Origin of the sequence: uncultured Halovibrio sp. (genome assembly GCF_913056445.1) — a bacterium.
In the GTDB taxonomy this organism is placed as follows: domain Bacteria; phylum Pseudomonadota; class Gammaproteobacteria; order Pseudomonadales; family Oleiphilaceae; genus Halospina; species Halospina utahensis_B.
Map to the genome: position 1 here is coordinate 1 of NZ_CAJXMA010000029.1, position 23,642 is coordinate 23,642.

24 protein-coding genes and 1 tRNA gene are annotated in these 23,642 nt (G+C 63.4%); 15 read left to right on the forward strand and 10 right to left on the reverse strand.

Going from position 1 to position 23,642, the window contains the following annotated elements; translation table 11 throughout:
• Nucleotides 1-110: 110 nt before the first annotated feature.
• The 7 genes from QZ501_RS07620 (at nt 111) to QZ501_RS07650 (ending at nt 7,944) form a co-directional block, all read left to right on the forward strand.
• On the forward strand, nt 111-749 hold the full coding sequence (locus QZ501_RS07620) for a lysozyme-like domain containing protein (protein ID WP_202405566.1): 639 nt from the start codon (nt 111-113) through the stop codon (nt 747-749).
• Nucleotides 750-873: 124 nt separating this feature from the next.
• Nucleotides 874-3,405: an ABC transporter substrate-binding protein gene (locus tag QZ501_RS07625; RefSeq protein WP_295718517.1), complete on the forward strand. Its 2,532-nt coding sequence runs from the start codon at nt 874-876 to the stop codon at nt 3,403-3,405.
• On the forward strand, nt 3,395-4,483 hold the full coding sequence (locus QZ501_RS07630; protein ID WP_295718520.1) for an ABC transporter permease: 1,089 nt from the start codon (nt 3,395-3,397) through the stop codon (nt 4,481-4,483). The genes QZ501_RS07625 and QZ501_RS07630 overlap by 11 nt, the downstream gene beginning before the upstream one ends.
• Nucleotides 4,480-5,811: an ABC transporter permease gene (locus tag QZ501_RS07635; protein WP_295718522.1), complete on the forward strand. Its 1,332-nt coding sequence runs from the start codon at nt 4,480-4,482 to the stop codon at nt 5,809-5,811. Before QZ501_RS07630 ends, QZ501_RS07635 begins: the two co-directional genes overlap by 4 nt.
• Entirely contained in the window at nt 5,808-6,794 is a 987-nt protein-coding gene (locus QZ501_RS07640) for an ABC transporter ATP-binding protein (RefSeq protein ID WP_295718527.1), read from the forward strand. The genes QZ501_RS07635 and QZ501_RS07640 overlap by 4 nt, the downstream gene beginning before the upstream one ends.
• Nucleotides 6,784-7,779, forward strand: coding sequence for an ABC transporter ATP-binding protein (locus QZ501_RS07645; RefSeq protein WP_295718530.1), 996 nt, complete (start codon nt 6,784-6,786; stop codon nt 7,777-7,779). The genes QZ501_RS07640 and QZ501_RS07645 overlap by 11 nt, the downstream gene beginning before the upstream one ends.
• A 27-nt stretch (nt 7,780-7,806) precedes the next feature.
• Nucleotides 7,807-7,944, forward strand: coding sequence for a hypothetical protein (locus QZ501_RS07650; RefSeq protein ID WP_202405569.1), 138 nt, complete (start codon nt 7,807-7,809; stop codon nt 7,942-7,944).
• 31 nt (nt 7,945-7,975) lie between these two features.
• Here QZ501_RS07650 and QZ501_RS07655 read toward each other — a convergent pair whose 3' ends face one another.
• The gene (locus QZ501_RS07655; RefSeq protein WP_295718533.1) at nt 7,976-9,205 is read right to left on the reverse strand and encodes an MFS transporter; all 1,230 of its coding nucleotides are present in this window, start codon (nt 9,203-9,205) and stop codon (nt 7,976-7,978) included.
• Nucleotides 9,206-9,274: 69 nt separating this feature from the next.
• Nucleotides 9,275-10,933 carry an ABC-ATPase domain-containing protein gene (locus tag QZ501_RS07660; protein ID WP_295718535.1) on the reverse strand — a complete coding sequence of 553 codons (1,659 nt, stop codon included), beginning with the start codon at nt 10,931-10,933 and terminating at the stop codon, nt 9,275-9,277.
• Between the two features lie 137 nt (nt 10,934-11,070).
• Between QZ501_RS07660 and QZ501_RS07665 the strand changes: the two genes are divergently transcribed.
• Genes QZ501_RS07665 through QZ501_RS07675 form a run of 3 tightly spaced genes read left to right on the forward strand, consistent with a single transcriptional unit; the run spans nt 11,071 to nt 13,972 of the window.
• Nucleotides 11,071-12,714 carry a methyl-accepting chemotaxis protein gene (locus tag QZ501_RS07665; RefSeq protein ID WP_295718538.1) on the forward strand — a complete coding sequence of 548 codons (1,644 nt, stop codon included), beginning with the start codon at nt 11,071-11,073 and terminating at the stop codon, nt 12,712-12,714.
• A 30-nt stretch (nt 12,715-12,744) separates the two neighbouring features.
• Entirely contained in the window at nt 12,745-13,284 is a 540-nt protein-coding gene (locus QZ501_RS07670; protein WP_295718541.1) for a TIGR00730 family Rossman fold protein, read from the forward strand.
• Nucleotides 13,285-13,315: 31 nt separating this feature from the next.
• Complete coding sequence (locus QZ501_RS07675) at nt 13,316-13,972, forward strand: thiopurine S-methyltransferase (protein ID WP_295718544.1); 657 nt, start codon at nt 13,316-13,318, stop codon at nt 13,970-13,972.
• Nucleotides 13,973-13,976: 4 nt separating this feature from the next.
• On the opposite strand, the gene tpx is transcribed toward QZ501_RS07675, so the two are convergent.
• On the reverse strand, nt 13,977-14,477 hold the full coding sequence (gene tpx / locus QZ501_RS07680) for a thiol peroxidase (RefSeq protein WP_160898317.1): 501 nt from the start codon (nt 14,475-14,477) through the stop codon (nt 13,977-13,979).
• 240 nt (nt 14,478-14,717) lie between these two features.
• Between tpx and QZ501_RS07685 the strand changes: the two genes are divergently transcribed.
• Nucleotides 14,718-15,656: a diguanylate cyclase gene (locus QZ501_RS07685; RefSeq protein WP_295718547.1), complete on the forward strand. Its 939-nt coding sequence runs from the start codon at nt 14,718-14,720 to the stop codon at nt 15,654-15,656.
• Here QZ501_RS07685 and QZ501_RS07690 read toward each other — a convergent pair.
• The 3 genes from QZ501_RS07690 to QZ501_RS07700 form a co-directional block, all read right to left on the reverse strand.
• Nucleotides 15,647-16,630: an FAD-dependent oxidoreductase gene (locus tag QZ501_RS07690; protein WP_295718549.1), complete on the reverse strand. Its 984-nt coding sequence runs from the start codon at nt 16,628-16,630 to the stop codon at nt 15,647-15,649. The genes QZ501_RS07685 and QZ501_RS07690 overlap by 10 nt on opposite strands.
• A gap of 109 nt (nt 16,631-16,739) precedes the next feature.
• A complete protein-coding gene (locus QZ501_RS07695; RefSeq protein ID WP_295718550.1) occupies nt 16,740-17,996 on the reverse strand; it encodes an alginate export family protein in 1,257 nt (418 codons plus the stop codon).
• A 330-nt stretch (nt 17,997-18,326) separates the two neighbouring features.
• Nucleotides 18,327-18,403: transfer RNA gene (locus tag QZ501_RS07700), tRNA-Arg, on the reverse strand.
• Between the two features lie 258 nt (nt 18,404-18,661).
• On the opposite strand from QZ501_RS07700, the gene QZ501_RS07705 reads away from it, so the two are divergent.
• From QZ501_RS07705 to QZ501_RS07720, 4 genes are all read left to right on the forward strand, one after another.
• Nucleotides 18,662-18,868: a bacterioferritin-associated ferredoxin gene (locus QZ501_RS07705; protein ID WP_160898320.1), complete on the forward strand. Its 207-nt coding sequence runs from the start codon at nt 18,662-18,664 to the stop codon at nt 18,866-18,868.
• A gap of 98 nt (nt 18,869-18,966) precedes the next feature.
• A complete protein-coding gene (gene bfr / locus QZ501_RS07710; RefSeq protein ID WP_160898321.1) occupies nt 18,967-19,458 on the forward strand; it encodes a bacterioferritin in 492 nt (163 codons plus the stop codon).
• 66 nt (nt 19,459-19,524) lie between these two features.
• Nucleotides 19,525-19,938, forward strand: a complete 414-nt coding sequence (locus tag QZ501_RS07715) for a cytochrome c5 family protein (protein ID WP_160898322.1) — start codon at nt 19,525-19,527, stop codon at nt 19,936-19,938.
• A gap of 71 nt (nt 19,939-20,009) precedes the next feature.
• Nucleotides 20,010-20,471, forward strand: a complete 462-nt coding sequence (locus QZ501_RS07720) for an Rrf2 family transcriptional regulator (RefSeq protein ID WP_160898323.1) — start codon at nt 20,010-20,012, stop codon at nt 20,469-20,471.
• A gap of 48 nt (nt 20,472-20,519) precedes the next feature.
• Here the strand turns inward: QZ501_RS07720 and moaA are convergent, their stop codons facing one another.
• The 4 genes from moaA to narI all read right to left on the reverse strand — a co-directional run bounded on the left by moaA (nt 20,520) and on the right by narI (nt 23,642).
• Nucleotides 20,520-21,518 (reverse strand): GTP 3',8-cyclase MoaA, encoded by a 999-nt coding sequence (gene moaA / locus QZ501_RS07725; RefSeq protein WP_160898324.1) that lies wholly within the window; start codon nt 21,516-21,518, stop codon nt 20,520-20,522.
• A gap of 10 nt (nt 21,519-21,528) precedes the next feature.
• Nucleotides 21,529-21,975, reverse strand: coding sequence for a hypothetical protein (locus tag QZ501_RS07730; protein WP_295718557.1), 447 nt, complete (start codon nt 21,973-21,975; stop codon nt 21,529-21,531).
• Between the two features lie 14 nt (nt 21,976-21,989).
• A complete protein-coding gene (locus QZ501_RS07735; RefSeq protein WP_160898326.1) occupies nt 21,990-22,802 on the reverse strand; it encodes a peptidylprolyl isomerase in 813 nt (270 codons plus the stop codon).
• 156 nt (nt 22,803-22,958) lie between these two features.
• The gene (narI, locus tag QZ501_RS07740; RefSeq protein ID WP_160898327.1) at nt 22,959-23,642 is read right to left on the reverse strand and encodes a respiratory nitrate reductase subunit gamma; all 684 of its coding nucleotides are present in this window, start codon (nt 23,640-23,642) and stop codon (nt 22,959-22,961) included.

Genomic DNA, 23,642 nt, shown 5'->3' on the forward strand with positions numbered 1-23,642 from the left:
TCGGACACTTGTCCAAATTTTATGTCCGGCCGTTCAGGATCAGTCCATTTCCTCGCGTTCCGCCCTTGCTATACTGCGGTCGTTAGCGTGGATTGAGTGAGTTGCCGCATATGACCTCAATGGTCCGGTATGTGCTGCTGATCATCGCGACCGGCGTGCTGGCGGGGTGTTCGCTGCTGGCGCCGGACCCGCCGTCGGACCAGGGCAACATCTGCGAGATCTTCCGGGAGCAGCCCGAATGGTATGACTATGCCAGGGCATCCGAAGAGCGCTGGGGTACGCCCATCGCCACGCAGATGGCGTTTGTTTACAGGGAGTCGTCCTTCCGCAGCCATGTCCGGCCGCCGCGCCCCTGGCTTCTGGGCATCATTCCCTGGTTCCGCTCGTCCTCGGCGTACGGGTACGCCCAGGCCCAGGATCCGGTCTGGGGGGAGTACGAGGAGGACGCGGGTGGGCTGTTCGCGCGGCGTACCCACATGAAGCACGCCACGGACTTCATTGGCTGGTACAACCGGCGCAGCCACGAGCGTCAGGGCATTGCCCTGTCCAATCCGGAGCATCTCTATCTGGCCTACCACCAGGGGCCGACCGGCTATGAGCGGGGCAGCTACCGGTCCAAGCCGGGTATCCAGAGAATCGCCCGGCAGGTGGAGCAACGGGCCTGGCGTTATGACGCCCAGTTGAAGCAGTGTGAGTCCGAGTTCCGCTGTCGCCATTTCTGGCAGTTCTGGCCCTTCTGTTCTGAATAGCCCGCCGTTACCCCGCCAACGGGTTGGCATTACCGTCATTTCAGTCTGAATCCGGTTTTCCCGCCGGCTTGGCTTCGTATAACCTGTCCCGTCAAAGAACAACAGGAAGGGAGCGCCGGTCATCTTGAGAAAACCCATTGCCTGGGTGCTGGCGGGGCTTGTGGTGCTGGCCCTGCTGATGCTGTTGCCACGCCCGGCAGAGCAGCCCGAGTCCACCAGTGCTGGTCCGGAAGACGGGGATCTCCGGGAGGCCATTGAGGAAACCGGCCGCCGAGGCGCGCTGGTGGACGAGGTGGTGTTCACCCAGGAATCGGACGTGGGTCGGATCGCCGGGCTGATTGAACGCGGCCGGCAGCAGGTGTTTGCCCAGGGCATCACCAACATTACTGCCTATCAGCGCCTGCGCGACTCCCGTAAGGGTGACTACGAAACCGCCTACGGTTCCAACACCGAGCTGACCCTCAACCCGGCGGAATTCGAGGAGGGCCTCAATCCCTTCAGCAACCGCCGTATCCGCGAAGCCATGAACTGGCTGGTGGACCGCCGGCATGTGGCCGAGGAGATCTACGGCGGCATGGCCGTTCCCCGCTACCTGCCGATGAACACCGCCTTCCCGGATTATGCGCGATTGGCGGAGACTGCCCGGTCTCTGGAGCTCCAGTACGGCCATGACCCGGAAAAGGCACGCCGGATCATCACGGATGCCATGAAAGAGATGGGCGCGATCCGCCGGGACGGGCAGTGGTACCACAACGGCAAACCGGTAACGCTGCAGATCCTGATCCGCACCGAGGACGCCCGCAAGCAGGTGGGCGACTACGTGAGCAACCTCATGAGCGATCTCGGGTTCAACGTGCGGCGCCAATACCGCACAGCCCAGGAGGCCTCGCGCATCTGGATCGCCACCGACCCGGCGGCAGGACAGTGGCACATCTATACCGGCAGCTGGGTCTCAACCGCCATCAACCGGGACGTCTCCAGCAACCTGAGCTTCTACTACACCAACCGTGGCCGCCCGGACCCGCTGTGGCAGGCCTATGACCCGGACGAGACCCTGGATAACATCGCCCGCCGGCTGGAGCGCCGGGATTACACCAGCATGGAGGAACGGCGCGAGCTGATGGCCGAGGGCATGGAGCTGGCCATGGAGGAGTCCTACCGCATCTGGCTGGTGGACCAGCTCAGTATCATTCCGCGTGCTGCCAACGTGGCCCTGGCCGCGGACCTGGCCGGGGGGATCGCCGGCTCGCGGATGTGGCCCTACACCCTGCGCTACGAGGATCGGCTGGGCGGTAGCATGACGTTTGCGGCTCCCAGCATCCTGACCGAGCCCTGGAACCCGGTGGCCGGCAGCAACTGGCTGTTCGATACCATGATCACGCGGGCACTCAATGATCCGCCTCTGCTTCCGAACCCCTACACAGGGCTCTACCAGCCCCAGAGCATCCAGGGCGCGGAGGTGACGGTCACCGAGGATACGGTGGCCCAGCGCAGCCAGGACTGGGTGGAGCTGGAGCGCAAGGAAACCATTGAGGTGCCGGCGGACGCATGGATCGGCTGGAACGCGGAAGAGCGCCGTTTCCGGACGGTCGGGGACGCTCATCCCGAGGGCACGACGGCGCGCTCGCGCACCCGCATCCGCTATGAGGAAGGCTATCTGGATGGTCAGTGGCATGACGGCACCGAGATGTCCCTGGCGGATCTGGTGCTGCCCTGGATCCTGAGCTTTGCCCGTGCGGATGAGAACAGTCCCTTCTTCGACCCTGCGCACGTACCGCGTTTCAAGGTGTTCCAGCGGTACTTCAAGGGCTGGCGCATTCTCCAGCGCGAACCGCTGGTGATCGAGGTCTACAGCGACCAGGTCTTCCCGGACGCCGAGACCATCGTGGCCCAGCAGTCGCTGTCGCCGTTGCCTTGGCACATGCTGGCGCTGGGCATGCGGGCGGAAAAGGCCGGGGATCTGGCCTTTTCCTCGCACAAGGCGGACGCCAATCGGGTGCCCTGGCTCAGCCTGGTGTCCGGGCCCAGCCTGGCGACTCTGGAGCGGCACCTGGGCCGGGCACTTGAGCAGGGCTACCTGCCCTACGCCTCGGTCCTCAAGGGCATGACGGAAGGCGGGAACCCGGCGCAACGGCGCTACAGCGCCATCCAGGACTGGTACCGCGAGCGTGGCCATTTCTGGGTGGGCAATGGGCCCTTCTACCTGCATTCCGTGCACCCTGTTGAAAAGACAGTGGTGCTGCGCCGCTACGAAGATTTTGCGGACCCGGCGGACAAGTGGCTGGATTTCAGCGAACCCGAGATTCCGGAGGTGACCCTGGACGGGCCCATGATGGTGACCCAGGGGAAGTCTGCCACCTTCAACGTGGATGTGACCTTTGGCGGGGATCCCTACCCGAAGAAGGCCATCAGGAACCTTGAATACCTGCTTTTCGACGCCGACGGCAATCTCCAGACCCGCGGCCAGGCGGAACCCGCTGGCGCGGGGCGCTGGCAGGTATCACTGGATGCCGACACCCTGTCGGCCCTGGGCGACGGTGCCAACAGCCTGGAGGTGGCAGTGACGTCCTCCCGGGTGGCTTTGCCGGCCTTCGCCTCCCACGCCTTTGCCACGGTTCCGGTGGGCACCCGGCTGATGGAGGTGGATGATGAATAGTCGCCTGCGGGATTTCCGACGTCTTGGCTGGTTCACCCTGCGCCGGGTGCTGGCACTGTTCGTGACCGTTCTGATCGGCGTCTACCTGACCATCATCATCGCCAACATGGGCGGCAAGGTGGATGAGCTCCGCAAGATTCAGATCCGAGCAACGGTGTCTGAATCGGTTCGCGCGGATCCGGCCTTCATGGAGATGGATTCCGAGGAGCGTAACGAACTGATCCAGGAACAGGTGCAGCTGCAGATCGAGCAGCGCAACCTGGACGAACCCTTCATCTGGCGCAGCTTCGACTACCTGGCCCAGGCGATCCAGCTGGATCTGGGGCGCGCGGAGGAGATGCACAGTGATTCCGGCTCGCGCGCGGTCTACGACATCATCGTGGAGCGGCTGCCGGCCACGTTGCTGCTGTTCGGTACGGCCAACCTGCTGGTGTTCTTCGTTTCCGTCTATGCGGCGCTCTACCTGTCGCGACGCTACGGCAGTCGGCTGGACCGCGCCGTCATCGGCCTGGCCCCCAGCTCGGCCGCGCCGGCCTGGTTCTACGGCATCTTCCTGATCCTGCTGTTCGCCTTCGTGGTGCCGGTGCTGCCCGCCGGCGGCATGGTTGCCATACCGCCGCCCGCGGATCCCTGGGTCTACGCCGGGAGCGTGCTGGAGCACCTGGTGCTGCCGGTCATCGCCATGTTCCTGTCGTCCATCTTCATCTCCATCTACTCGTGGCGGACCTTCTTCCTGATCCACTCCAGCGAGGATTACGTGGAGATGGCGCGGGCCAAGGGCCTGCCCTCGAACCTGATCCAGAGCCGCTACATCCTGCGGCCGACCCTGGCGCCCATCATCACCAACTTCCTGCTGATGCTGATCGGCCTCTGGAGTGGCGCCATCATCCTGGAGCAGGTGTTCAACTGGCCCGGACTGGGCACACTGCTGTTCCAGGCCATCGGGCACCGGGACACGCCGGTGATCATCGGTGGGGTGGTGATCTTCGCCTACCTGCTGGCGGTTACCGTGTTCATGCTGGATTTCCTCTACGCCATTCTTGACCCCCGTGTCCGGATTGAGGGAGGTGAGCAATGAGCCGCTGGATGCAGGGGCTGCGTGAGCTCAAGGGGTATCCCTCCGCGGTTGGCGGTCTGGGGATCATCCTCTTCCTGGTGGCGCTTTCGCTCTACACCGTCATCACCATTCCATACTCCGAGGCACTGGATCGCTGGCGGGGCGGGGACCACTGGCAGATGAACCCGGTCAACGCCGGGCCGGTCTGGGCGGATCGGCTGCTGGGCGGCAACCTGCCGCAGACCCGGGTCGTGGAAAGCGACAACGCGGACATACGGGAAGCCCCCTTCGAGGGTGGCAAGCAGGTGCGGATTCCGCTGACCTTTGAGTACGACAACGAGGGCTTCCCCAGCGAACTCAACCTCTTCCTGAACCAGAAGGGCACCCAGCAGGAGGCCTTTGTGCGCCTGACCTGGCACACGCCCTCCGGGGAGACCATCCCTCTGGGCGGGCGTCGGGTCTCGGAAGAGGACCGCATCTCCATCTCCCAGAACCGGGCGCTGGAGGGGCGGCTGGGCATGGTGCCGCACGTGGGGCTGTTCGCCGGCGACAGTGGTCCGGCGGATCCGAAGGCTGAACAGGGCGAATACCGGCTCACGGTGGACGCCATGCTGTTTGATCCGGGTGCCGAACTGGAGGCGGATCTGGCGGTCTATGGCCAGGTCCACGGGCTGGCCGGCACCGACTACCAGCGCCGCAACCTGATGCTGGCACTGATGTGGGGTACCCCCGTGGCGCTGGCCTTCGGCCTTCTGGCGGCGGTTGGCACCACGCTGACGACCCTGGTGATCGCCGCCACCGGCGTCTGGTACCGGGGCTGGGTGGATGCGCTTATCCAGCGCCTGACCGAGGTGAACATGATCCTGCCCATGCTCCCGATACTGGTGATGGTGGGTACGCTCTATTCCACCAGCATCTGGCTGATGCTGGGCGTGGTGATTGCCCTGGGCATCTTCAGCGCCGGCATCAAGACCTACCGGGCCATGCTGCTGCCCATCCGCGAGGCGCCCTACATCGAGGCGGCGCGGGCCTATGGCGCGGGCAACGCGCGCATCATCCTGCGCTACATGATCCCGCGCATACTGCCGGTGCTGATCCCGACCTTCGTGACCCTGATCCCGACCTTCGTGTTCCTGGAGGCGTCGCTGGCGGTTCTGGGTCTGGGCGACCCGGAGCTGCCCACCTGGGGCAAGGTACTCAATGACGCCCAGGAGCAGAGCGCGCTCTACAATGGCTTCTACTACTGGGTGATAGCGCCCGCCGTGCTGCTGATGCTGACGGGGCTGGGCTTCGCCATGTTCGGTTTCGCCCTGGACCGTATCTTCAATCCGAGGCTGAGAACGCAATGACGGACGCTCGCGAGCCGCTGCTGCAGGTCCGCAACCTGCAGCTCCATTACCGCACCCGCCGGGGGACGGCCCGGGCGGTGGACGGCGTTGACCTGGACGTGGGGCGCAACGAGGCGCTGGTGGTGCTGGGCGAGTCCGGCTCCGGCAAGAGCTCCCTGGCCAAGGCACTGATGCGGCTGCTGCCCCGCAACGTGGCCCGCTACAGCGGCCAGGTGATGCTCGGTGGTGACGAACTCATGGGCATGGACGACGAGCGCTTCCGTTCCGGTGTGCAGTGGAACCGCATCTCGATGGTCATGCAGGCGGCCATGAACGCCCTCAACCCGGTGGTCCGGGTGGGCGAGCAGGTGGCGGAGCCGCTGCGGGTGCACCGGGGCTGGTCGAAAGAGGCCGCCATGGAGCGGGTGGTGGAGACCTTCGCCACGGTCGGCGTATCCCGGGATTTCGTGAGCCGCTTCCCGTTCGAACTCTCCGGCGGCATGCGCCAGCGCGTGGTGCTGGCCATGGCGCTGGTCACCGAGCCCGAGCTGGTCATCCTGGACGAACCCACCTCGGCCCTGGACGTCCTGACCCAGGCGAGCATCATGAACGTGCTCAAGCGCATCAAGCGCGAGCAGGGCACCAGCTTCATCCTGATCACCCATGACGTGGCTACCTCCAGCGAGCTGGCGGACCGGGTGGCGCTGATGTATGCCGGGCAGATCGTGGAACAGAGCGATGCCCGTGATTTCTTCCATCATCCGGCCCACCCCTATTCGAAGCTGCTGATGGACAGCGTGCCGCGCCTGCACCAGAGCGAGCCGCCGGGCTACATACCGGGTGAGCCGCCGGACCTGATCGACCCGCCGGCGGGCTGTCGCTTCGCGGACCGCTGCCCGCGGCGTTTCGGGCGCTGCAGCGAGGATCCGCCCGCGTTCGAACTGGACGGCGACCGCCGTGTTCGCTGCTGGCTGCATGAGGAGGGCACCGACCATGACGGCTGAGGAACCATTGCTCCAGGCGACCAACCTGCACACCTGGTTTGAGCTGCGCCAGTGGGGCTTCCTGCGCGTGGGCTCGGTGCGCGCCGTGGACGGCGTGGACTTTGAGCTGGCGAAGGGCGAATCCGTGGCTTTCGTGGGCGAGAGCGGCTGCGGCAAGAGCTCACTGGCCCGGACCCTGCTCGGCCTGCACAACCCCAGCCATGGCGACGTGATCTTCGAGGGGCAGCACCTCAGCGAGCTGAAAGGCGAGGATCGCCGCCAGTACCTGGCGCGGGTCGGCTATGTGCAGCAGGATCCCTTCGGCGCGCTGCCGCCCTTCATGGACGTGCGCCGTCTGCTTTCCGAGCCGCTGATCATCCACGGCGTTAAGGACCGTGACGAGCGCGAGCGCCGTATCCGCCGGGCGCTGGAGGAAGTGCGCCTGACGCAGGTGGACGAGATCCTGCCCAAGTTCCCGCACATGCTCAGCGGCGGCCAGCAGCAGCGAGTGGTGATCGCCCGGGCGCTGCTGCTGGAGCCGGCCATGCTGATCGCGGACGAGCCGGTTTCCATGCTGGACGCCTCGGTGCGGGTGGAGATCCTCAACCTGCTGCGGCGCATCCAGCAGGAGCGGGGGCTGACCCTGGCCTTCATCACCCACGACCTCTCAACCGTGCGCCATTACGCCGACCGCATCTTCGTGATGTACGCGGGCCGGGTGGTGGAGCAGGCGCCGGTGGAACGGCTCCTCGACAATCCCCAGCATCCCTATACCCGCGCTCTGCTGGCGGCGATTGCGGATGTGGACGCGGACAACGCGCTGGATGAACGCGACGTGCCGGATGGCGAACCGCCCAGCCTGTTGCACCCGCCCGAAGGGTGTCGTTTCCACCCGCGCTGCCCCCGGGCCATGGCCGGTCTCTGCGACCAGCAGGATGCGCCGGTGTTCGAGCCCGAGGCCGGGCACTATTCCGCCTGCTGGCTTCAGGACCCGGAGCGGGACTAGACCTTGCGGGCCATCGGAATCCTCCTGATGCTGTCGGCTCTGGCGCCGCTGCTGGCCATGGTCTCCGGCGGCCTGGCGCCGTCGGTGCTGCTCTCCCTGCTGGCCTACGGCGCCCTGTTCGCTGGCGTGTTCTGCTACACCGCTGGGGTCATTCGCCGCCGCTAGCCAGGAGCACCGTATCGGGCGACGTCAACGATCAGGAAGCGCTGCTGCGTGGTGTGTCCGGCACCAGCAGGAGCAGCATGGAGGCGGCCACGGTCGCGCCGGCAAGGGTTAGACCCAGTCCGGCCGGTGTCATGCCGGCATCCAGGGCCAGTCCGGCGAGGGCCGGGGAGGCGGAGGTGGACAGCACCATGGCCGCTTGGGCCAGGGAACGGATGCTGCCGATGTGGGCCACGCCGTAGCGTTCCGGCCAGAGGGCGTTGCCGGCCGTGCCCGCGAAGCCCTGGCTCATGCCCGTAAGCGCCAGGTACAGGAAGGGCGTCCAGACTGCATGGGTCATGGCCATCACCACCAGCCCCGCGACCATGGGGTAGAGCCCCATCGCCAGTGACCGCCGCGCCCCGATGCGGTCCACCAGCGGCCCCGCCACGAACAGCATCAGGAAGTGGCCGAGGGCGTAGCCGGAGAACGCCAGCGCGATGTGTTCCAGCGACCAGCCCCGGATCTCCGCGATCGCGGTCTGGTGGAAGAGGATGGCGGTCACCGTGAAGGGCACGGCCAGTACGCCGGGAAGGGCCATGTAGAGGCCGGGATCCCGCAGCGCCTGGCGCCGGGTGAAGCCACTGGCGCTGGCACCGTCATCGTCGTCGTGGGCGTGGGAACGGAACTCGCTCGGGTGGCGGGCATCCCGGGCGAGCCAGCGCATCAGCGGCAGCGCCAGCAGGAACAGGAAGGCAGCCGCCAGCAGCCAGGGCGAACGCCACCCCCAGGCGGCGAGGATCAGGCCCCCGGTCGCCGGCAGCAGGGCCTCGGACAGCGGCAGGCCGGAGACGGTCAGGGCCATGATCTTGCCCCGGTCGCGATCGAAGTAGCGGCTGGCGGCGGTGAAGCCGATGTGGGTCATCATGCCCTGGCCGCCGAGCCGCCCCAGGAAGAAGCCGGGAATCAGCAGCAGCCAGTGGGCGGCGGTCCCCAGCATCAGGGCGCTGGCGCCCAGCAGGCCCAGTGCCAGGGTGATGGTGTTGGCCAGGGACCAGCGGTCCACGATGGTTCCGAGCCGCACCAGCACGATGGCCGAGCACAGGGTCGCCAGGCTGTAGTAGGTGCCGTAGGTGGCGTTGCTCAGTTCAAAGGTGTCACGCAGGCTGCTGCCGAAGATGGAAATGAAGAAGGTCTGCCCGAACCCGGACAGGGCCGTGGCCAGCAGCGCGAACAGTGCCAGCGACGGGTTGGTCTGTATAAAGCGTGGCAGCGGCAGCTTCAAGACGGACTCCGGTGAACAGCGGGAGCGCCATGATAATGCGCCGGAGTCCGCCGTTACAGGGGCGGCGGGTCAGGAGTCCCCGAAAGCCGAGCTGCGCAGGCGGTTCAGAACGGCCATCACCTCATGCAGCCTGGGTAGTGCCAGGTCGCCGTCGGGGCGGCGGCTGAGCGCCGTCAGCCCTGCCTCCAGTCGCCGGGCCAGCTCCTCCGGCGGCTGGTCCAGCCGAGCGCCGGATTCCGCCACCCGCGCCAGGAGCTGGCCAATGGCCCGGACCTGGGAGGGGTCGGCCACCTGCTCCACGGAACGCAGGTCCACGTCGTCACGGCCGAAGATCAGGGTGTCCGGTCCCCGGGCCTGGATCTTGGTCTTGCCCGGCTTGGTTTCCGGGTTCAGTTGTTTGCCAATCAGAGGGCGCGGTGCTGGCCGGTCCAGCGGGTCCAGGGCCTCGGTCTCGCGCCCGGTGGTAAAGCGTTCGGCCACAGCCCGGGCATCAGCGGTCACGTCATGGGCATGGTAGTCCTGGAGCTGGATCACGGTGTCCGCGCAGTCGAAGTAGTCCCCGGAGCCACCCATCACGAGGATGGTGGAAACCGAGAGTTCATCGCGCAGCTGGCGGATGCGGTCCACGAAGGGGGTGATGGGTTCGCTCTCGCGGGCGACCAGGGCCTGCATGCGGCGGTCGCGGATCATGAAGTTGGTGGCGGAAGTGTCCTCGTCCACCAGCAGGGTATGGGCACCGGCCTCCAGGGATTCCTGCAGGGCTGCCGCCTGGCTGGTGGAGCCGGAGGCCAGTTCAGTGGAGAAGCGTTCCGTGGTCTTACCGTAGGGCAGACGGTTGATGTAGGGGGAGAGATCCAGGCCGTGCACGGCGCGCCCGTCCTCCGCCCGGATCTTGGCAGCGCCGCCATCGGTGACCACCTGCTCGCGCCCGTCCCCGGGTACATGGTCGTAGGCGCCGAGCCCCAGCGCGGACAGCAGGGTGGACTTGCCGTGGAAGCCGCCGCCGACGATCAGGGTGATCCCCTCGGGAATGCCCATGCCGGCGACCGGGCCATGGTTGGGCGTTTCCAGCGTGACGGCCAGTGACCCGGGCGTCTCGAAGGGGATGGCATCCGTCAGCGGCCGGTCATCGACCCCTGAGCGCCGGGGTAGGATCGAGCCATTGGCCACGAAGGCCACGATCCCGTGCTCCGGAAGCTGGCGGCGCAGGGCCTGCTGGTCCTCCACCACGGCCATGTGCCGCTCCAGTGCTTCCAGATCCAGACGCCGGGCGGTGGCCGCGGCCAGCACCGCCTCGGGCAGCTTCTCGCAGATCAGTTTGCGGGCCTGGTGGCCCATGATGCTGCGCCCGCGCGCCGGCAGGCTCAGGTTCAGGCGCAGTTCCACGTCGCCGTTGTCATCGATCAGGGTCGCCGTCCGGTCCAGTACCGTCTGGTTACCGGCGTCGATGCCCAGCTCTTTCTCATTGCGCGTGGCCTGGCGGAAGGCACGGGCGATGTAATCCCGTGCCGCGCACCGTCGCGCCTGGCTGGTGAACACCGTCTGTGGGAGCTGCGCTGTGGCCGCGTCCACCCTGGCCCGTACGCGTGAAGGGGCGGCGAACGGGTCGGCCTGCACGTGGTCCACGATCAGGGTCCAGCCCTCGAAACGGTGTTCGCCGAGCAGATCCTTATAGGCCTTATAGCTTTTGCCGTCGAGTCGTGTGAGCAGTGATGCCAGTTCTTTCATGGAGCCTTCCGATTACATAAATGGGCATGCTAACAGCAGCTCGTTGAACAAGTGTTTCAATTCTGTCCGTGACGGATGTCGCAGCCGCAACTATATTGCATGCCAAATCGCAACTACGAAAATTCGGAGATGACACCATGCTTGCTCTGATGCGCCGTTTTACCATCCGTCAGCGTCTGATGGGGCTGGTGGGCGTTGCCTTCCTGCTCCTGCTCGGGATTGTGCTGATGGTTGCCAACGATTTCGAGGAAGGCCTCTACAACAGCAGCAAGGAGCGCACCAAGAATCTGGTGCAGAGCACCATGAAGGTGGTGGAGTACTATTACGAACGCCAGCAGGACGGTGAACTCAGTGAGTCGCAGGCCAAGCGCCGCGCCGCCGAAGCCGTGCGCAACCTGCGCTATGGCGACGATGACTATTTCTGGATCCACAACATGGATACGGTCATGGTCATGCACCCCTTCAGTGAGGATCTGGAAGGCGAGTCGCTGAAGGACTACGAGGATCCGAACGGGGTACGTCTGTTTGCGGAAATGAACAAAACCATCCGCAATGAAGGTGGTTCGGGTTTTGTGCCCTATCACTGGCCCAAGCCGGGCTTTGACGACCCGGTGCGTAAGATTTCCTATGTTCAGCGGTTTGAACCCTGGGACTGGGTGATCGGCACCGGCATCTACCTGGACGAGCAGGAGGCCCAGTACGCTGCCGCCATGAGTGGGGTGATAACGCTGGCGGTGATCGGGATTCTGGTGCTGATTGGTGTGAGTTTCCTGATTGTGCGCAGTGTGACCCAGCCCATGGGCGCGGCCGCTGCCGCCATGGAGAGCATCGCCACGGGCGAGGGGGATCTCACCCGGCGCCTGGATGACAGCGGTGGCGATGAGGTTGCCCGCGTTGCCAATGGGTTCAACAGTTTTGTCTCCCGGATCCAGGACATGGTGCGTGAACTCCGGGAGGTGGTCGGGACCAACAAGGAAGTGGCCGGCAGTGTGCGCAACTCGGTGACCGAGGCGGGGCAGTCCTTTGACCAGCAGAAATCCGAGCTGGACACGGTCGCTTCCGCCATCGAGGAGATGACCCAGACCGTGGATGATGTGGCCAAGCGCATCAGTGAGGCGGCGGACGCGGCCAGCACCGCCAATGACCGCGCCAGCGAGGGTGAGCATACGGCCCAGGAGGCCCGGGACCGGATGGCGAATCTGGTGCAGGAGGTCCAGCAGTCGAGCGACGCCATTGGCAAGCTGGATGAGCATGCCCAGAACATCGGCCAGGTGCTGGATGTGATCCATGGCGTGGCGGATCAGACCAACCTTCTGGCACTGAACGCGGCCATTGAGGCGGCCCGCGCCGGCGAGCACGGGCGCGGCTTCGCGGTGGTGGCGGACGAAGTGCGTAACCTGGCCAGTCGCACCCAGCAGTCCACGGATGAGATCCGCGAGATGATCAACCAGCTGCAGGAAGGGACCCGCCATGCTGTGGAGACCATGCAGCGCAGCAGCGAACAGACCCAGAGCATGCAGACGAGTGTGGATTCAGCCCGGGAGGCGCTGGAGGCCATCGCCGGGTCGGTCAGCACCATTACCGACATGACCCAGCATGTGGCTACCTCGGCGGAGGAGCAGTCCCAGGCCTCCAACGAGATCTCGGCCAGCCTGAACCATCTGACCACACTGGCGGGGCAGGTCCGGGAGGAGCTCAACAGCATCCAGGAGCAGTCCCAGTCCCTGGGCAGTGCGGCGGATTCCATCGAGTCCATGGTGCGCCAGTTCCGGGTGGACTGAGCCCGGCCTCACGTGATCAGGGAGAGGGTGATGACGTCCATCTGTGTCTACTGTGGCTCCCGCTCCGGGCATGGAGATGACTACACGGACGCCGCGCGCCGGCTTGGAAAGGCCATGGCGGCGCGGGGGTTCGGCCTGGTCTATGGGGGCGCCTCGATCGGCATGATGGGGGTGATCGCGGATGAGATGCTGGCGGCTGGCGGCGCCGTGACCGGGGTGATCCCGGAGTCCCTTCAGCAAAAGGAGGTGGCCCATGCAGGGCTCACGGAACTTCTGATCACCGCGGACATGCACGAGCGCAAGCGCCTCATGGCCGAGCGCGCCGATGCCTTCATCGCCATGCCGGGTGGCCTCGGCACCCTTGAGGAACTGTTCGAGATCCTGACCTGGGGGCAGCTGCGCTTCCATGCCAAACCCATTGGCCTTCTCAACACCCGCGGGTACTACGATGACCTGATCCGGTTCCTGGATGGCACCGTTTCCGAGGGGTTTGTGCATCCCCGGCATCGGGCCATGCTGACCGTGTCACAGGTACCGGAAGACTTGCTTGATGCCCTGTCTTTGCATTAGTTTATTCTAAATAAAGTCGCAGGAGCCTCCAATGGAGCCGCAGTTCTGGCATGACATCTGGACCGAGCGGAAGATCGGTTTCCACCGTAGTGACATGCACCCCATGCTCCAGAACCACTGGCATTCACTCGGGCGTGAGGGTCTCGATGTACTGGTGCCGCTGTCCGGCAAGACACTGGACATGCGCTGGCTCGCCAGCGAAGGCCACCAGGTGACTGGCATTGAGCTGGACCAGCGTGCCGTGGATGAGTTCTTCGAGGAATGGCAGTGTCAGCCGGCGGTTGACGCGCGCGTTGACGGGCTTGCGGACCATCATTCCGGTAACATCCATCTGCTGGTGGGGGATTTTTTCGGATTCCAGCCGGAGGCGCGCTTTGAGGCGTTCTACGACCGGGCTGCCCTGATCGCCATGCCGGAAGCCATGCGCCCGGACTACCTCAGGAAGCTGGCTTCGCTTGTTGTTGAAGGCGGCGTGGGAATGCTGATCACCTTTGAATACCCGGACCACGAAATGGATGGCCCGCCCTTCCCGGTGCGGCGCCCGGAGCTGGACGCCCAGAACTGGTTCCGGGTCGAACAGCTTGAGCGCCAGGAAGTGATCGGCTATTACAGCCACCTGCAGGAGGCGGGCCTTACCTCGCTGGTGGAAACGGCCTACCGGCTCGAGCGTACTGCCGAGCCGGCATGAGGCTTTACCCCAGCGCCTTCAGGGCTGCCTCGTAGTCCGGCTCCTCACCGATCTCTGATACCAGCTGGCTGTGCAGTACCTTGCCGTTCCCGTCCAGAACCACCACGGCACGGGCGCACAGGCCACGGAAGGGGCCGGAGGTGAGATTGACGCCGTAGTCCTGCCGGAAGCCGTCGTTGCGGAAACACGACAGCGTAATCACGTTGTTCAGCCCCTCCGCGCCGCAGAAACGCGCCGCCGCGAACGGCAGGTCCGCCGAAATCACCAGCACCGCGGTGTTGTCCAGGCTGCTGGCCTTTTCATTGAAGGTGCGGGTTGAGGCGGCGCAGACGCCGGTATCCACGCTGGGAATGATGTTCAGTATGCGGCGCTGACCCTGCCAGTCACCAAGGGTTTTCTCCTCCATGTCCGGGTTGGTCAGGGTGAAGTCCGGGGCAGTATCGCCGGGCTGGGGCAGGTTACCGCTGACCTCAACCGGATTGCCGCCAAGTGTGACCTGTGCCATTGCTGTTCTCCCTGTTTCTGTACGTCTTTTGGAATACCGCCGTTGGGTACGCTGTCACTGTGACCGCGGATGACCCAACAGTGCCACAATGCAGTGCTGGAACAAAGCCGCTGATCCACCGGGTGTGCCTGTCGGGTTAATGGACTTTTACCGGGATTTTTCAAAGTTTATGCCTGACTGGTTGGCATACGGCCGGAACCCCGCCGATAATTACCCCTTCTGTGGTATGGGAGCTCTTTGATGCAGGAAGGAGATGCGGTGTTTTTCAGGGAGGCGCCTGCTACCGACTTAAGTCAGATAGATCCCCGGGCACTGCTGACCATCCTCGATAATATGGATGCGCTCGTCTACGTGGCGGACATGGAAACGCACGAGCTGCTGTTCATGAACGACTACGGCCGGCGCATCTGGGGTGAACCGGCTGGTCGCAAGTGCTGGGCGGTGCTTCAGGATCGGGACAGCCCCTGCCCCTTCTGCACCAACTCCCAGCTTGTGAATGCCGAGCGGGAGGCTGCTGAACCACTGGTGTGGGAGTTCCGGAACCAGGCCAACGGCCGCTGGTACCAGTGCCGCGATCAGGCCATCCAATGGCCGGATGGGCGCCTTGTGCGGCTGGAGATCGCCACGGACATCACCGAGCGCCGGGAGATGGAAGAGGCGCTCAGGGCCGAACGCGAACGCGCGGATGCCTTGGCCCGCGAGGATGAACTGACGGGGCTCAACAACCGCCGAGCGTTCTTCGAGGCCGCGGAGAAGCTGCTTGCAAGAGCCCGTCGCAGCGACCGCTCCCTTTCGCTGGTGCAGTTTGATCTGGACTGGTTCAAACGCATCAATGACGAGCACGGCCATGAGGCCGGTGATCGGCTACTGCGCCACATCGGGCAGCTGATCGGCAACTGTGTGCGAGAGGGCGATGTTGCGGCACGCGTCGGTGGCGAGGAATTCGTGTTGCTGCTTCCGGATACGGACCAGGACGAGGCCCGAATCCTGGCCAACCGGCTGCGCCAGTGTCTTTCCAGTTCATCCGTTGCCTGCCGTGATGCCACGGTCAGCGCCAGTGCCAGCTTCGGTGTTTCCTCCCTGATTCCAGCCGACGATGGCGTTGATGATCTCATGGCACGTGCGGACCGGGCGCTCTACCGGGCCAAGCAGGCCGGGCGGGACTGCGTCTACGGCTGATCCGTCCAGGCCGTGATCAGTGCGTCCGCACTCTCGAAGGCACCCTCCACACGGCCACCCGCCAGCCAGTCGCCGCACAGGCCCAGACCATTGTCTGCTGAGCTGAGATACAGTGGCCTGGGCCCGGGGGCAGGGCGTGCGTAGAGCCAGCGGTGCACCAGGTGATCGCTGGTGGGCTGGCCAACCCCGAAGCGCTGGCGGAAGGCTGTGGTCAGTTTTTCGGCGACTATCGCCGGCTCGGTGTCACGGTGGGTCTCGGACCAGGTGCTGTTGGCATGGATAACCCACCATTCCGCATTGCCGCGAGCGGGTTTGCTGGTGTTCCGGGCGACCCAGCCCAGACTTTCATGAGCCAACTGGATGCCATCAAAGCCAGGTGTCAGCGCTTCTTCGAAGCGCAGTGCCAGAGTCCAGCAGGGCAGCATCCGGAATTGTTCCAGCGTCATGGCAGCGACCAGGGATTCAGGGAGCAGGTCCCGGGCCTGTTCGGGCGGAGTCGTAATGATCACGCGTGGGAATGGCCCATGCGAACCCTGGTCGGTCGTCAGGGTCCAGCCCTCAGGACCCGCCGAGACTGCCGTGATGCGGGCTCCCGTGCTGATGGAAAGATGTCTGGATAGCGCACGGGTGATGGCGGTCATGCGGGGCGTACCAACATACCGCATCGCCTGGTGGAAGCTGTCCACCCCGTTTTCCGAACTTTCATGCCAGAGAGTGGCGTCCCAGAGCTGAAGGGCGTCCGCTCCGGCGTATTCCCTAAGAAACGCGTTGAACTTCGGATTGCGGATGGTAAAGAACTGCGCTCCGATGTCGACGCTGGCGTCATCCCGGGTGCGCTTGCTGGCAAGCCGCCCTCCCGGGCCACGGCTTTTCTCGTAGATGATGGGCGTGAAACCCGCTTCGCGTGCGCGCAGCGCTGCTGCCAGGCCGGCAACGCCAGCCCCAACAATGGCGATGTCTGTATTCTGAATCATGGGGAGTTATTCGTTGGCGGAGGCATTATGGATGACCGCGTCCGAATAATCGTAACCAGCCGGGCCCCTGCTGACAAAGAGGCCCGGCTTCTGGGGTTTCAGGCTGAATTCAGAAAGAGGCCTGTATCCAGACCCAGCCCTTGTCCGCATCGCGGTTGAAGGCTTTGTCAGTGTCCTGACTGAAGCCGTCAGCATCGTAGGCGGCATACTTGGCGCCTACCGAATAGGTCCCGTTGATGCTGTACGTCGCCTGCAATGCGGCTTCAGAACCGTAATCGTCGCTGCTCTCATCGCTGTCAAACTGATGGTAGATCGCCATCAGATGGACGCCACCCAGAGTGCCGGAGAGACTGGTGTAGCTGTCCACCAGCCCGGAATCCGGGGTTGCGAGGAAACGGTCGGTGAAGCCATTGAACGCGTGCAGTGTGGCCAGAGGCGTTGCAAAGGCTGAGTTACCGTCATCACTGCCCAGCATTTCCTGACCGATTTTGAATCGCACGCCCGACACATCGACCCCGGCTTCGAGGCTGTAATAGCTCTGGTCCAGGCTGCGGGTGTTATCGTCATAGTCGCTCTGGTGAGCGTATTCCAGTGTGTACAGGGCATTCACGGTGTCACTGAGGGGTGCATCTCCGGTGTACCGCAGCCCGAACGTCTGTGTGGAGTCATCGGGGTTGTCATCAAGCGCGATCAGGTAGCTGTAGGCCGACACTGATCCGTAATCCAGGCCTTCGTACCGCGCATTCAAAATGCCGGTATCCATGGCGAGGTCGCCCTTGGGGCTGGCATCCGAAAAAATGCGGTTGGCGTTATACAGATACCCTGCCGTGATGGTGGTATCCGGCAGTGACGTATTGACCAGTGTTGAGCCGTCAAAGGTCTGTTCGTTCTGGCGCCAGCCCACATTGCCAATGAAACGGTCGTTATCCAGCTTCAGGCGCTGGCGACCAACGGTCAGCCTGGTGTTCGCCAGTCCGCTGTACGCTAGATAAGCCTGGTTCAGCTCCGTCTCGGTTGGGTCGGCAACCACCGGGCGGCTATCACGACCATTGATTGTGCTGTTGTAATTTTCAGGGCCGACCGATGTGACATGTTCCACGTCCATATAACCTTTGAGGTTGGCGACCTCAGCGGTTTCATAGCCCAGCCTGACACGCAGCGTGGATGCCCGCGCATCATCTGCGAAGCCATCCTCGCCCACGTTTTCATAGCGATAACGCGTGTCCAGTGATGATGTGCCATTGGCGATGGCATCTGTGATGGGGTCTGCACAGATTCCCCCGGAAAATGCGGCAACAGCAACCACGAGGGGGGCTTTGCCAGGATGGGAGCGGACGGCGGTGGTAATCGGTGATCGCGCTGTCATGGGGTGGGGCCTCCAACGGCCGACTGATGATGAATTCTCAGCCGAGTATCCCCTCTTAAAGAAATATGGGAAATGATGCTTATCAAGTTACGGCAATTATTTCCCTTCAGGATCAGGAAGGTAGACCTTAAGGGGTAGGGTTTGCCTGTCGGCTTCCGGATCAGGCTGGTGCTTAGGGAGTACCACATCTGTGTGGCATCCACGTACTGACCAGGATCACCCCCGCAGCATTGGGTGCTTTCAGGATTCTCAATAGGGGGGCGGTCGTCGTCCAGCGCCGACGATGCATAAAAAAGGGGCCTGCGATTGCTCGCAGGCCCCTCGTCTGTATGGCCCGCCCGATAGGATTCGAACCTATGACCTCTGCCTCCGGAGGGCAGCGCTCTATCCAGCTGAGCTACGGGCGGAGATTGACACCGGAATGGATGGTACCGGTGTCGTTCGACGGCTGTTGCCTTTTGAGCAATGCCATCGAAACAGGGGGCGTATGATAAGGGCCGTTGGCCCGCACGTCCATCCCCTGGTGACATTTCAGCAGTTGAGGGGCGCTGCCAAATGTGCCATTGTCCAATGAGAACATTTTTTGCGCGAAACACTTGCATTCTTTTGAGGAAATAAGAATAATTAGCATTAAGGTGCTCGTTAGCTGCCACGCAGGAGTTGTCATGTACGTGTGTCTCTGTAATCAAATCACTGATCACGAAATCCGCCGCGCGGTCGAGGATGGCTGCTCCAGCATGCGTCAGCTCCGGAATGAGCTCGGTGTTGCCACCCAGTGTGGTCGTTGTGGAACCATGGCCCGAGAGATTCTGAATGAGCACCGCCAGAGCGTGGATCTGGATCTGATCAATGCGCTCGCGCGCCCCGCGTGAGTAGCCCCTACTCCCCGCGACTGGCTGGCCGTTACTGATCCGTGTGTGCTAGTTTTGCGTAATTGAAAACAGACTGACCGGATCAGGAGGCGATTCCCATGAAGGGCGACAAACAGGTCATCCAGTATCTGAACCAGGCGCTGGCGGCCGAGCTGACCGCTATCAACCAGTATTTTCTCCACGCGCGCATGCTCAAGGACTGGGGCATCGATAAGCTGGGCAAGATCGAATACGACGAGTCCATCGACGAGATGAAGCACGCCGATCAGCTGATCGAGCGCATCCTGTTTCTGGGCGGCCTGCCGAATCTCCAGGACCTGAACAAGCTTCTGATCGGCGAGAACGTGAAGGAAATCCTTGAGTGCGACCTCAAGGCCGAGCACGACGGCATCGCCATCTATCGGGCCGGCATCCAGCACGCCGAATCCGTTCAGGATTATGGTACACGTGATCTGCTCGCGAGCCTTCTGGCGGACGAGGAAGGGCATGTGGACTTCCTTGAGACACAGCTCGACATGATCGATCGCATGGGTCTCGAGAACTACTGCCAGCTGCAGTCCAGTGGCACTGCCGAGGAAGGCGGCGAATAAAGCAGGCTCGTATCATCGGCCGGGAGCGGGTACAATACGTCCGCTTCTGACGACTGAGGTGTGGTAATGAACAAGCTGACCCGAATTTTCGCAAGTCTCGGCCTCATTGTGGCGCTGGGCGGTTCCGCGCTCACACTGGCCGCCGTTGAGGACCAGATCAGGGAACGCATCGAGCCCACCGGCAATGTGAACATTGCAGGTGAGGAAGGCCAGCAGCGCCAGCAGCAGTCCACTGGACCGCGCGGTGGCGAAGAGGTCTATGCCGACGCCTGTTCCGCATGTCATGACTCCGGCGCTGCTGGCGCGCCCAAGCTTGGCGATTCCGGCGCCTGGGCGGACCGTATCAGCAAGGGGGATGAGACCCTCTATGACCATGCGATCAATGGTTTCAACGCCATGCCTGCCAAGGGCGGCTGCAGTGGCTGTTCCGATGAGGAAGTACAGAACGCGGTGGATTACATGACCGCGCAGAGCGAGTAAACCACGCTGCTTGACCCGGCAGGGACACTCGGGGTGCCGCGCGCGTTGTCTCTGACAAATGAGAGCGGTCAATGCGAATAACCGGCTACACAGACTATTCCCTCCGGGTTCTGATCTACCTGTCGCTTCAGGGTGACCGGTTGGCGACGATCCAGGAAATCGCCGACCGGTATCAGATCTCCAAGAACCACCTGATGAAGGTGGTCCATCAGCTGACCCGCAAGGGTTATCTGGACAGCGTCCGGGGCAAGAAAGGCGGCATCCGGCTCCGTCTCAGCCCGTCGGAGATCAATATTGGTGTGCTGGTGCGGGAGATGGAGCCGGACCTGAATCTCGTGGAGTGTTTCGGGCCGGACAATACCTGCGTGATCTCACCGGTGTGTTCTCTCAAAGGGGTTCTGGGTGAAGCGCTGGACGCATTTCTTGCGACTCTGGACCGTTACACCCTGTCGGACATTGTTCCCGGAAAGGACGCTCCCCATCTCATCCGGCTTCTGAATATTCCGACCGAGGAATCGACAGCAGCCGTGTAGGAGCGACCCCTGGTCGCGATCCTTGTGCGCCACCTCTCTGGCGCACAGTCACCCACCCGTCATATTCATGAACCGCAGGATCTGCACGTCACCGTCAGTAGTGAAGTGATGCTCTTTCGGTTTCAGATCCATGGCGCTGATGATGGCCTCACGGATGGGTTCGTCGTCCTCGGGGTAGCGCCGCATCAGTCCCTTCAGGTCCTTCGAGTGCTCATTGCCCAAGCACAGCAGCAGGCGCCCTTCCACGGTCAGTCGTACGCGGTTGCAGTCGCCACAGAAGTTATGGGTGTGTGGGGAGATGAAGCCGATCTTGCTCTGTGAGTCCGGCATCCGGAAATAGCGCGACGGCCCACCAGTGTCCGCCGTGCTGGGGATGAGGTCGTAACGCTGTTCGATGATCTCCCGGACCTCGTCGCTGGAGCAGAAGGTTTCGTCCCGGGTATGGTCGGAGATCTCGCCGAGGGGCATTTCCTCGATGAAGCTGATGTCGATGCCGCGCGACCGCGCGAACTCGACCAGGTCGAGGACTTCGTGGTCGTTGCGGTTCTTCATGATGACGCTGTTGAGCTTGATGCCCTTGAAGCCTGCTTCTACGGCGGTATCAATGCCCCGGATGACTTTGTTGAGGTCACCGGTGCGGGTAATGCTGCGGAATTTTTCCGCGTCCAGCGAGTCGAGACTGATGTTGAGTCGGTCCATGCCGGCGGTTTTCAGGTCGTGGGCCATATGCGGGAGCTGGCTGCCGTTGGTGGTCATGGCCAGATCGTCCAGGCCCAGGCCGCCAATGTCCTCGACCAGTTTCACGATGCCCTTGCGCACCAGCGGTTCGCCGCCGGTCAGGCGGATCTTCTCGACACCGAGCTCGCGGAAGATACGGGCGATGCGCCCGATCTCCTCCAGGCTGAGCACCTGCTGGCGTGGCAGGAATTCCATGTCCTCGCTCATGCAGTAGACACAGCGGAAGTCGCAGCGGTCGGTCACGGAGATGCGCACGTAGGTGATGGTGCGCCCGAACTGGTCGACCAGTGCCTTTTGCGGTTCGGACATCGTGTTCTCCTTACTGCTCGCTCATGGCCTGGAGCTGCACCGGTTCGCCGTCGCGCGTGAAGATGGCGAACTGGTCCAGGTTTTCACCGGTGGTGAGGGTCTGGGCCATGCGCGTGAGGTGTTGTTCGGTCTCGTCCTCGGCTGCGGGCTCGCCGTTGCGCCCGGGGAGGACGGCGGTCATCAGGAATTCCCAGTTGGTGCTGACCTGGTCCGCTTCTTCAACAATGTCCTTGAGGCGGGTCTGGGGTGTCAAGGGGAAGTCGCGGACCATGAGGGGCATGAGTGTGCCCTGGTCGTCCATGTCGGCGTGTTCGCCGCTGGCGGTTTTTTCCTGGAGGCGCTGGACGTGGATGAGGACGACCAGGAGTTTGGTGCCGGGGCCGTCCATTTCGGACATTCGGGCCAGGTCGTCGAAAGTCGTGATTCTTGGTTCCGGTGTGAAGGTTTCTACCGTCATTGTGTGCCTCTAATTCACTGTACCAATGGATTGTCGGCGCCAGCCAGGTCAATCCCCTCGATCCGGGAACGGCCGGCCAGGATCTGGAGGTACTGGCTGACGGAGCGGCGCCAGACGGATTCCTTCAGATAGGTGGCGATTTTTTCCTTCACGGCTTCGTAGGGCAGCTGTTCGCCGCGCTGGCGTTCGTGCAGCCAGACCACGTGGAAGCCGTAACGGGTTTCCTGTGGGTAGGCGGCGATTTCGCCTTCGGGGAGGCGCTCGAGGGCCTTTTCGAAGTCGTGCGCGGTGTCGCCGGGGCCGACGGTGCCCATGTCGCCGCCGGCTTCGGCGGAGGGGCATTTGGAGTGCTTGAACGCAAGCCGGGTGAAGCGGCTGGGGTCGGCCTGGCAGACGCGGATGATACGGCGGCAGCGTTCGCGGGCGGCAACGCGGGCGTCGGCGTCGTCGGCCGGGGCCGGGCGGAAGATGTGGGAGACGTGGTACCGGCTGGGTGAGCGGAAGCGTTCGCGGTTGCTTTCGTAGTACTGGCGGCACGCGGCGTCGTCCGGTTCCGGGTTGTCCAGCTCCTGGTCGAGGAGCTGGCGGATCTGGGCTTCTTCCTGGGTTTCCGCGGTCTGGCGGTCCTCGCCGGTGATGCCCTGGCGTTCGGCCTCTGTGATCAGCATCGTGCGGATGGACAGGGCCTTGGCCGCTTCCTTACGGGCTTCTTCCAGTGACGGGGCCGGGTGGTATTGAATCTCCTGGTTGATCGCTTCTTCGGTAATGGTGCGACCGTTGATCAGGATTTCGCCGCCGGCGACTTGCTGAATGGGGATGGCTTGCATGCTGCTACCTCTGTCTCTGTTGCAGGTCGGAATGGACCGGGGAGGCTCTCCGGGAAACGCTGTAAATACATCCCTGTACGCTGCTCTTCCGCCATCCATGGCTCCAGAGCTTCCCTCCGAGCCTCCCCGGTCCATTCCGCCCCATGATTTCGGGCTCTATTGCGGCCTTACGATCTGGTACCGCCGGGCCACGTATTCCACTGGCCAGCTCCAGATGTGCACCAGCCGGCTGAACGGGAAGGCGGTGAACATGAGCAGGCCGAGGAAGATGTGGGTCTTGTAGATCCAGTGCACGTCCACGATGTAATGCCATGCGCCTGCCTGGAAGGTGACGATGCCCTGGGCCCAGTGGGCGAGTTCGAGCATGACGGCGCCGTCCAGGTGGTCCATGGAGACGAACAGGGTGCACAGACCGGTGATCAGCTGCAGGTAGATCAGACAGATGATGAAGGTGTCCATGGGGCTGCTGTTGGCACGCACACGGGCGTTGAACAGCCGCCTGTACACCAGGTAGCTGAGGCCGGCGAAGCACAGCAGGCCGAAGAGGCCACCGGCGACCATGGCCATGATCTGCTTGGCGCCGGGAGTCATGCCCAGTGAGGTGTAGACCACCGTGGGCGTGAGCAGGCCGAACAGGTGGCCGAAGAATAGCAGCAGGATGCCCACGTGGAAGGCAATGCTGGCCCAGCGGAAGGCGGGCGGATTGTTCAGGCTCTGGCTGGACATGGCCCGCCAGGTGTACTGGCCGCGCTCATAGCGCAGGAAGCTGCCGAGCAGGAAGATGGTGCCGGCCAGGTAGGGGCCGACGCCGAAGATCAGTTGGTTGATGTAGGTTTCCAT

What these genes read in the sequence shown, in the direction of transcription:
- tpx (WP_160898317.1), bottom strand. Translation starts at nt 14,477, where the DNA reads ATGGCACAGGTCACACTTGGCGGCAATCCGGTTGAGGTCAGCGGTAAC.
- QZ501_RS07660 (WP_295718535.1), bottom strand. Translation starts at nt 10,933, where the DNA reads ATGAAAGAACTGGCATCACTGCTCACACGACTCGACGGCAAAAGCTAT.
- QZ501_RS07640 (WP_295718527.1), top strand. Translation starts at nt 5,808, where the DNA reads ATGACGGACGCTCGCGAGCCGCTGCTGCAGGTCCGCAACCTGCAGCTC.
- narI (WP_160898327.1), bottom strand. Translation starts at nt 23,642, where the DNA reads ATGGAAACCTACATCAACCAACTGATCTTCGGCGTCGGCCCCTACCTG.
- QZ501_RS07730 (WP_295718557.1), bottom strand. Translation starts at nt 21,975, where the DNA reads ATGACGGTAGAAACCTTCACACCGGAACCAAGAATCACGACTTTCGAC.
- QZ501_RS07635 (WP_295718522.1), top strand. Translation starts at nt 4,480, where the DNA reads ATGAGCCGCTGGATGCAGGGGCTGCGTGAGCTCAAGGGGTATCCCTCC.
- QZ501_RS07620 (WP_202405566.1), top strand. Translation starts at nt 111, where the DNA reads ATGACCTCAATGGTCCGGTATGTGCTGCTGATCATCGCGACCGGCGTG.
- QZ501_RS07685 (WP_295718547.1), top strand. Translation starts at nt 14,718, where the DNA reads ATGCAGGAAGGAGATGCGGTGTTTTTCAGGGAGGCGCCTGCTACCGAC.
- QZ501_RS07675 (WP_295718544.1), top strand. Translation starts at nt 13,316, where the DNA reads ATGGAGCCGCAGTTCTGGCATGACATCTGGACCGAGCGGAAGATCGGT.
- QZ501_RS07705 (WP_160898320.1), top strand. Translation starts at nt 18,662, where the DNA reads ATGTACGTGTGTCTCTGTAATCAAATCACTGATCACGAAATCCGCCGC.
- QZ501_RS07690 (WP_295718549.1), bottom strand. Translation starts at nt 16,630, where the DNA reads ATGATTCAGAATACAGACATCGCCATTGTTGGGGCTGGCGTTGCCGGC.
- QZ501_RS07645 (WP_295718530.1), top strand. Translation starts at nt 6,784, where the DNA reads ATGACGGCTGAGGAACCATTGCTCCAGGCGACCAACCTGCACACCTGG.
- QZ501_RS07720 (WP_160898323.1), top strand. Translation starts at nt 20,010, where the DNA reads ATGCGAATAACCGGCTACACAGACTATTCCCTCCGGGTTCTGATCTAC.
- QZ501_RS07670 (WP_295718541.1), top strand. Translation starts at nt 12,745, where the DNA reads ATGACGTCCATCTGTGTCTACTGTGGCTCCCGCTCCGGGCATGGAGAT.
- QZ501_RS07735 (WP_160898326.1), bottom strand. Translation starts at nt 22,802, where the DNA reads ATGCAAGCCATCCCCATTCAGCAAGTCGCCGGCGGCGAAATCCTGATC.
- QZ501_RS07665 (WP_295718538.1), top strand. Translation starts at nt 11,071, where the DNA reads ATGCTTGCTCTGATGCGCCGTTTTACCATCCGTCAGCGTCTGATGGGG.
- bfr (WP_160898321.1), top strand. Translation starts at nt 18,967, where the DNA reads ATGAAGGGCGACAAACAGGTCATCCAGTATCTGAACCAGGCGCTGGCG.
- QZ501_RS07630 (WP_295718520.1), top strand. Translation starts at nt 3,395, where the DNA reads ATGATGAATAGTCGCCTGCGGGATTTCCGACGTCTTGGCTGGTTCACC.
- moaA (WP_160898324.1), bottom strand. Translation starts at nt 21,518, where the DNA reads ATGTCCGAACCGCAAAAGGCACTGGTCGACCAGTTCGGGCGCACCATC.
- QZ501_RS07695 (WP_295718550.1), bottom strand. Translation starts at nt 17,996, where the DNA reads ATGACAGCGCGATCACCGATTACCACCGCCGTCCGCTCCCATCCTGGC.
- QZ501_RS07715 (WP_160898322.1), top strand. Translation starts at nt 19,525, where the DNA reads ATGAACAAGCTGACCCGAATTTTCGCAAGTCTCGGCCTCATTGTGGCG.
- QZ501_RS07650 (WP_202405569.1), top strand. Translation starts at nt 7,807, where the DNA reads ATGCTGTCGGCTCTGGCGCCGCTGCTGGCCATGGTCTCCGGCGGCCTG.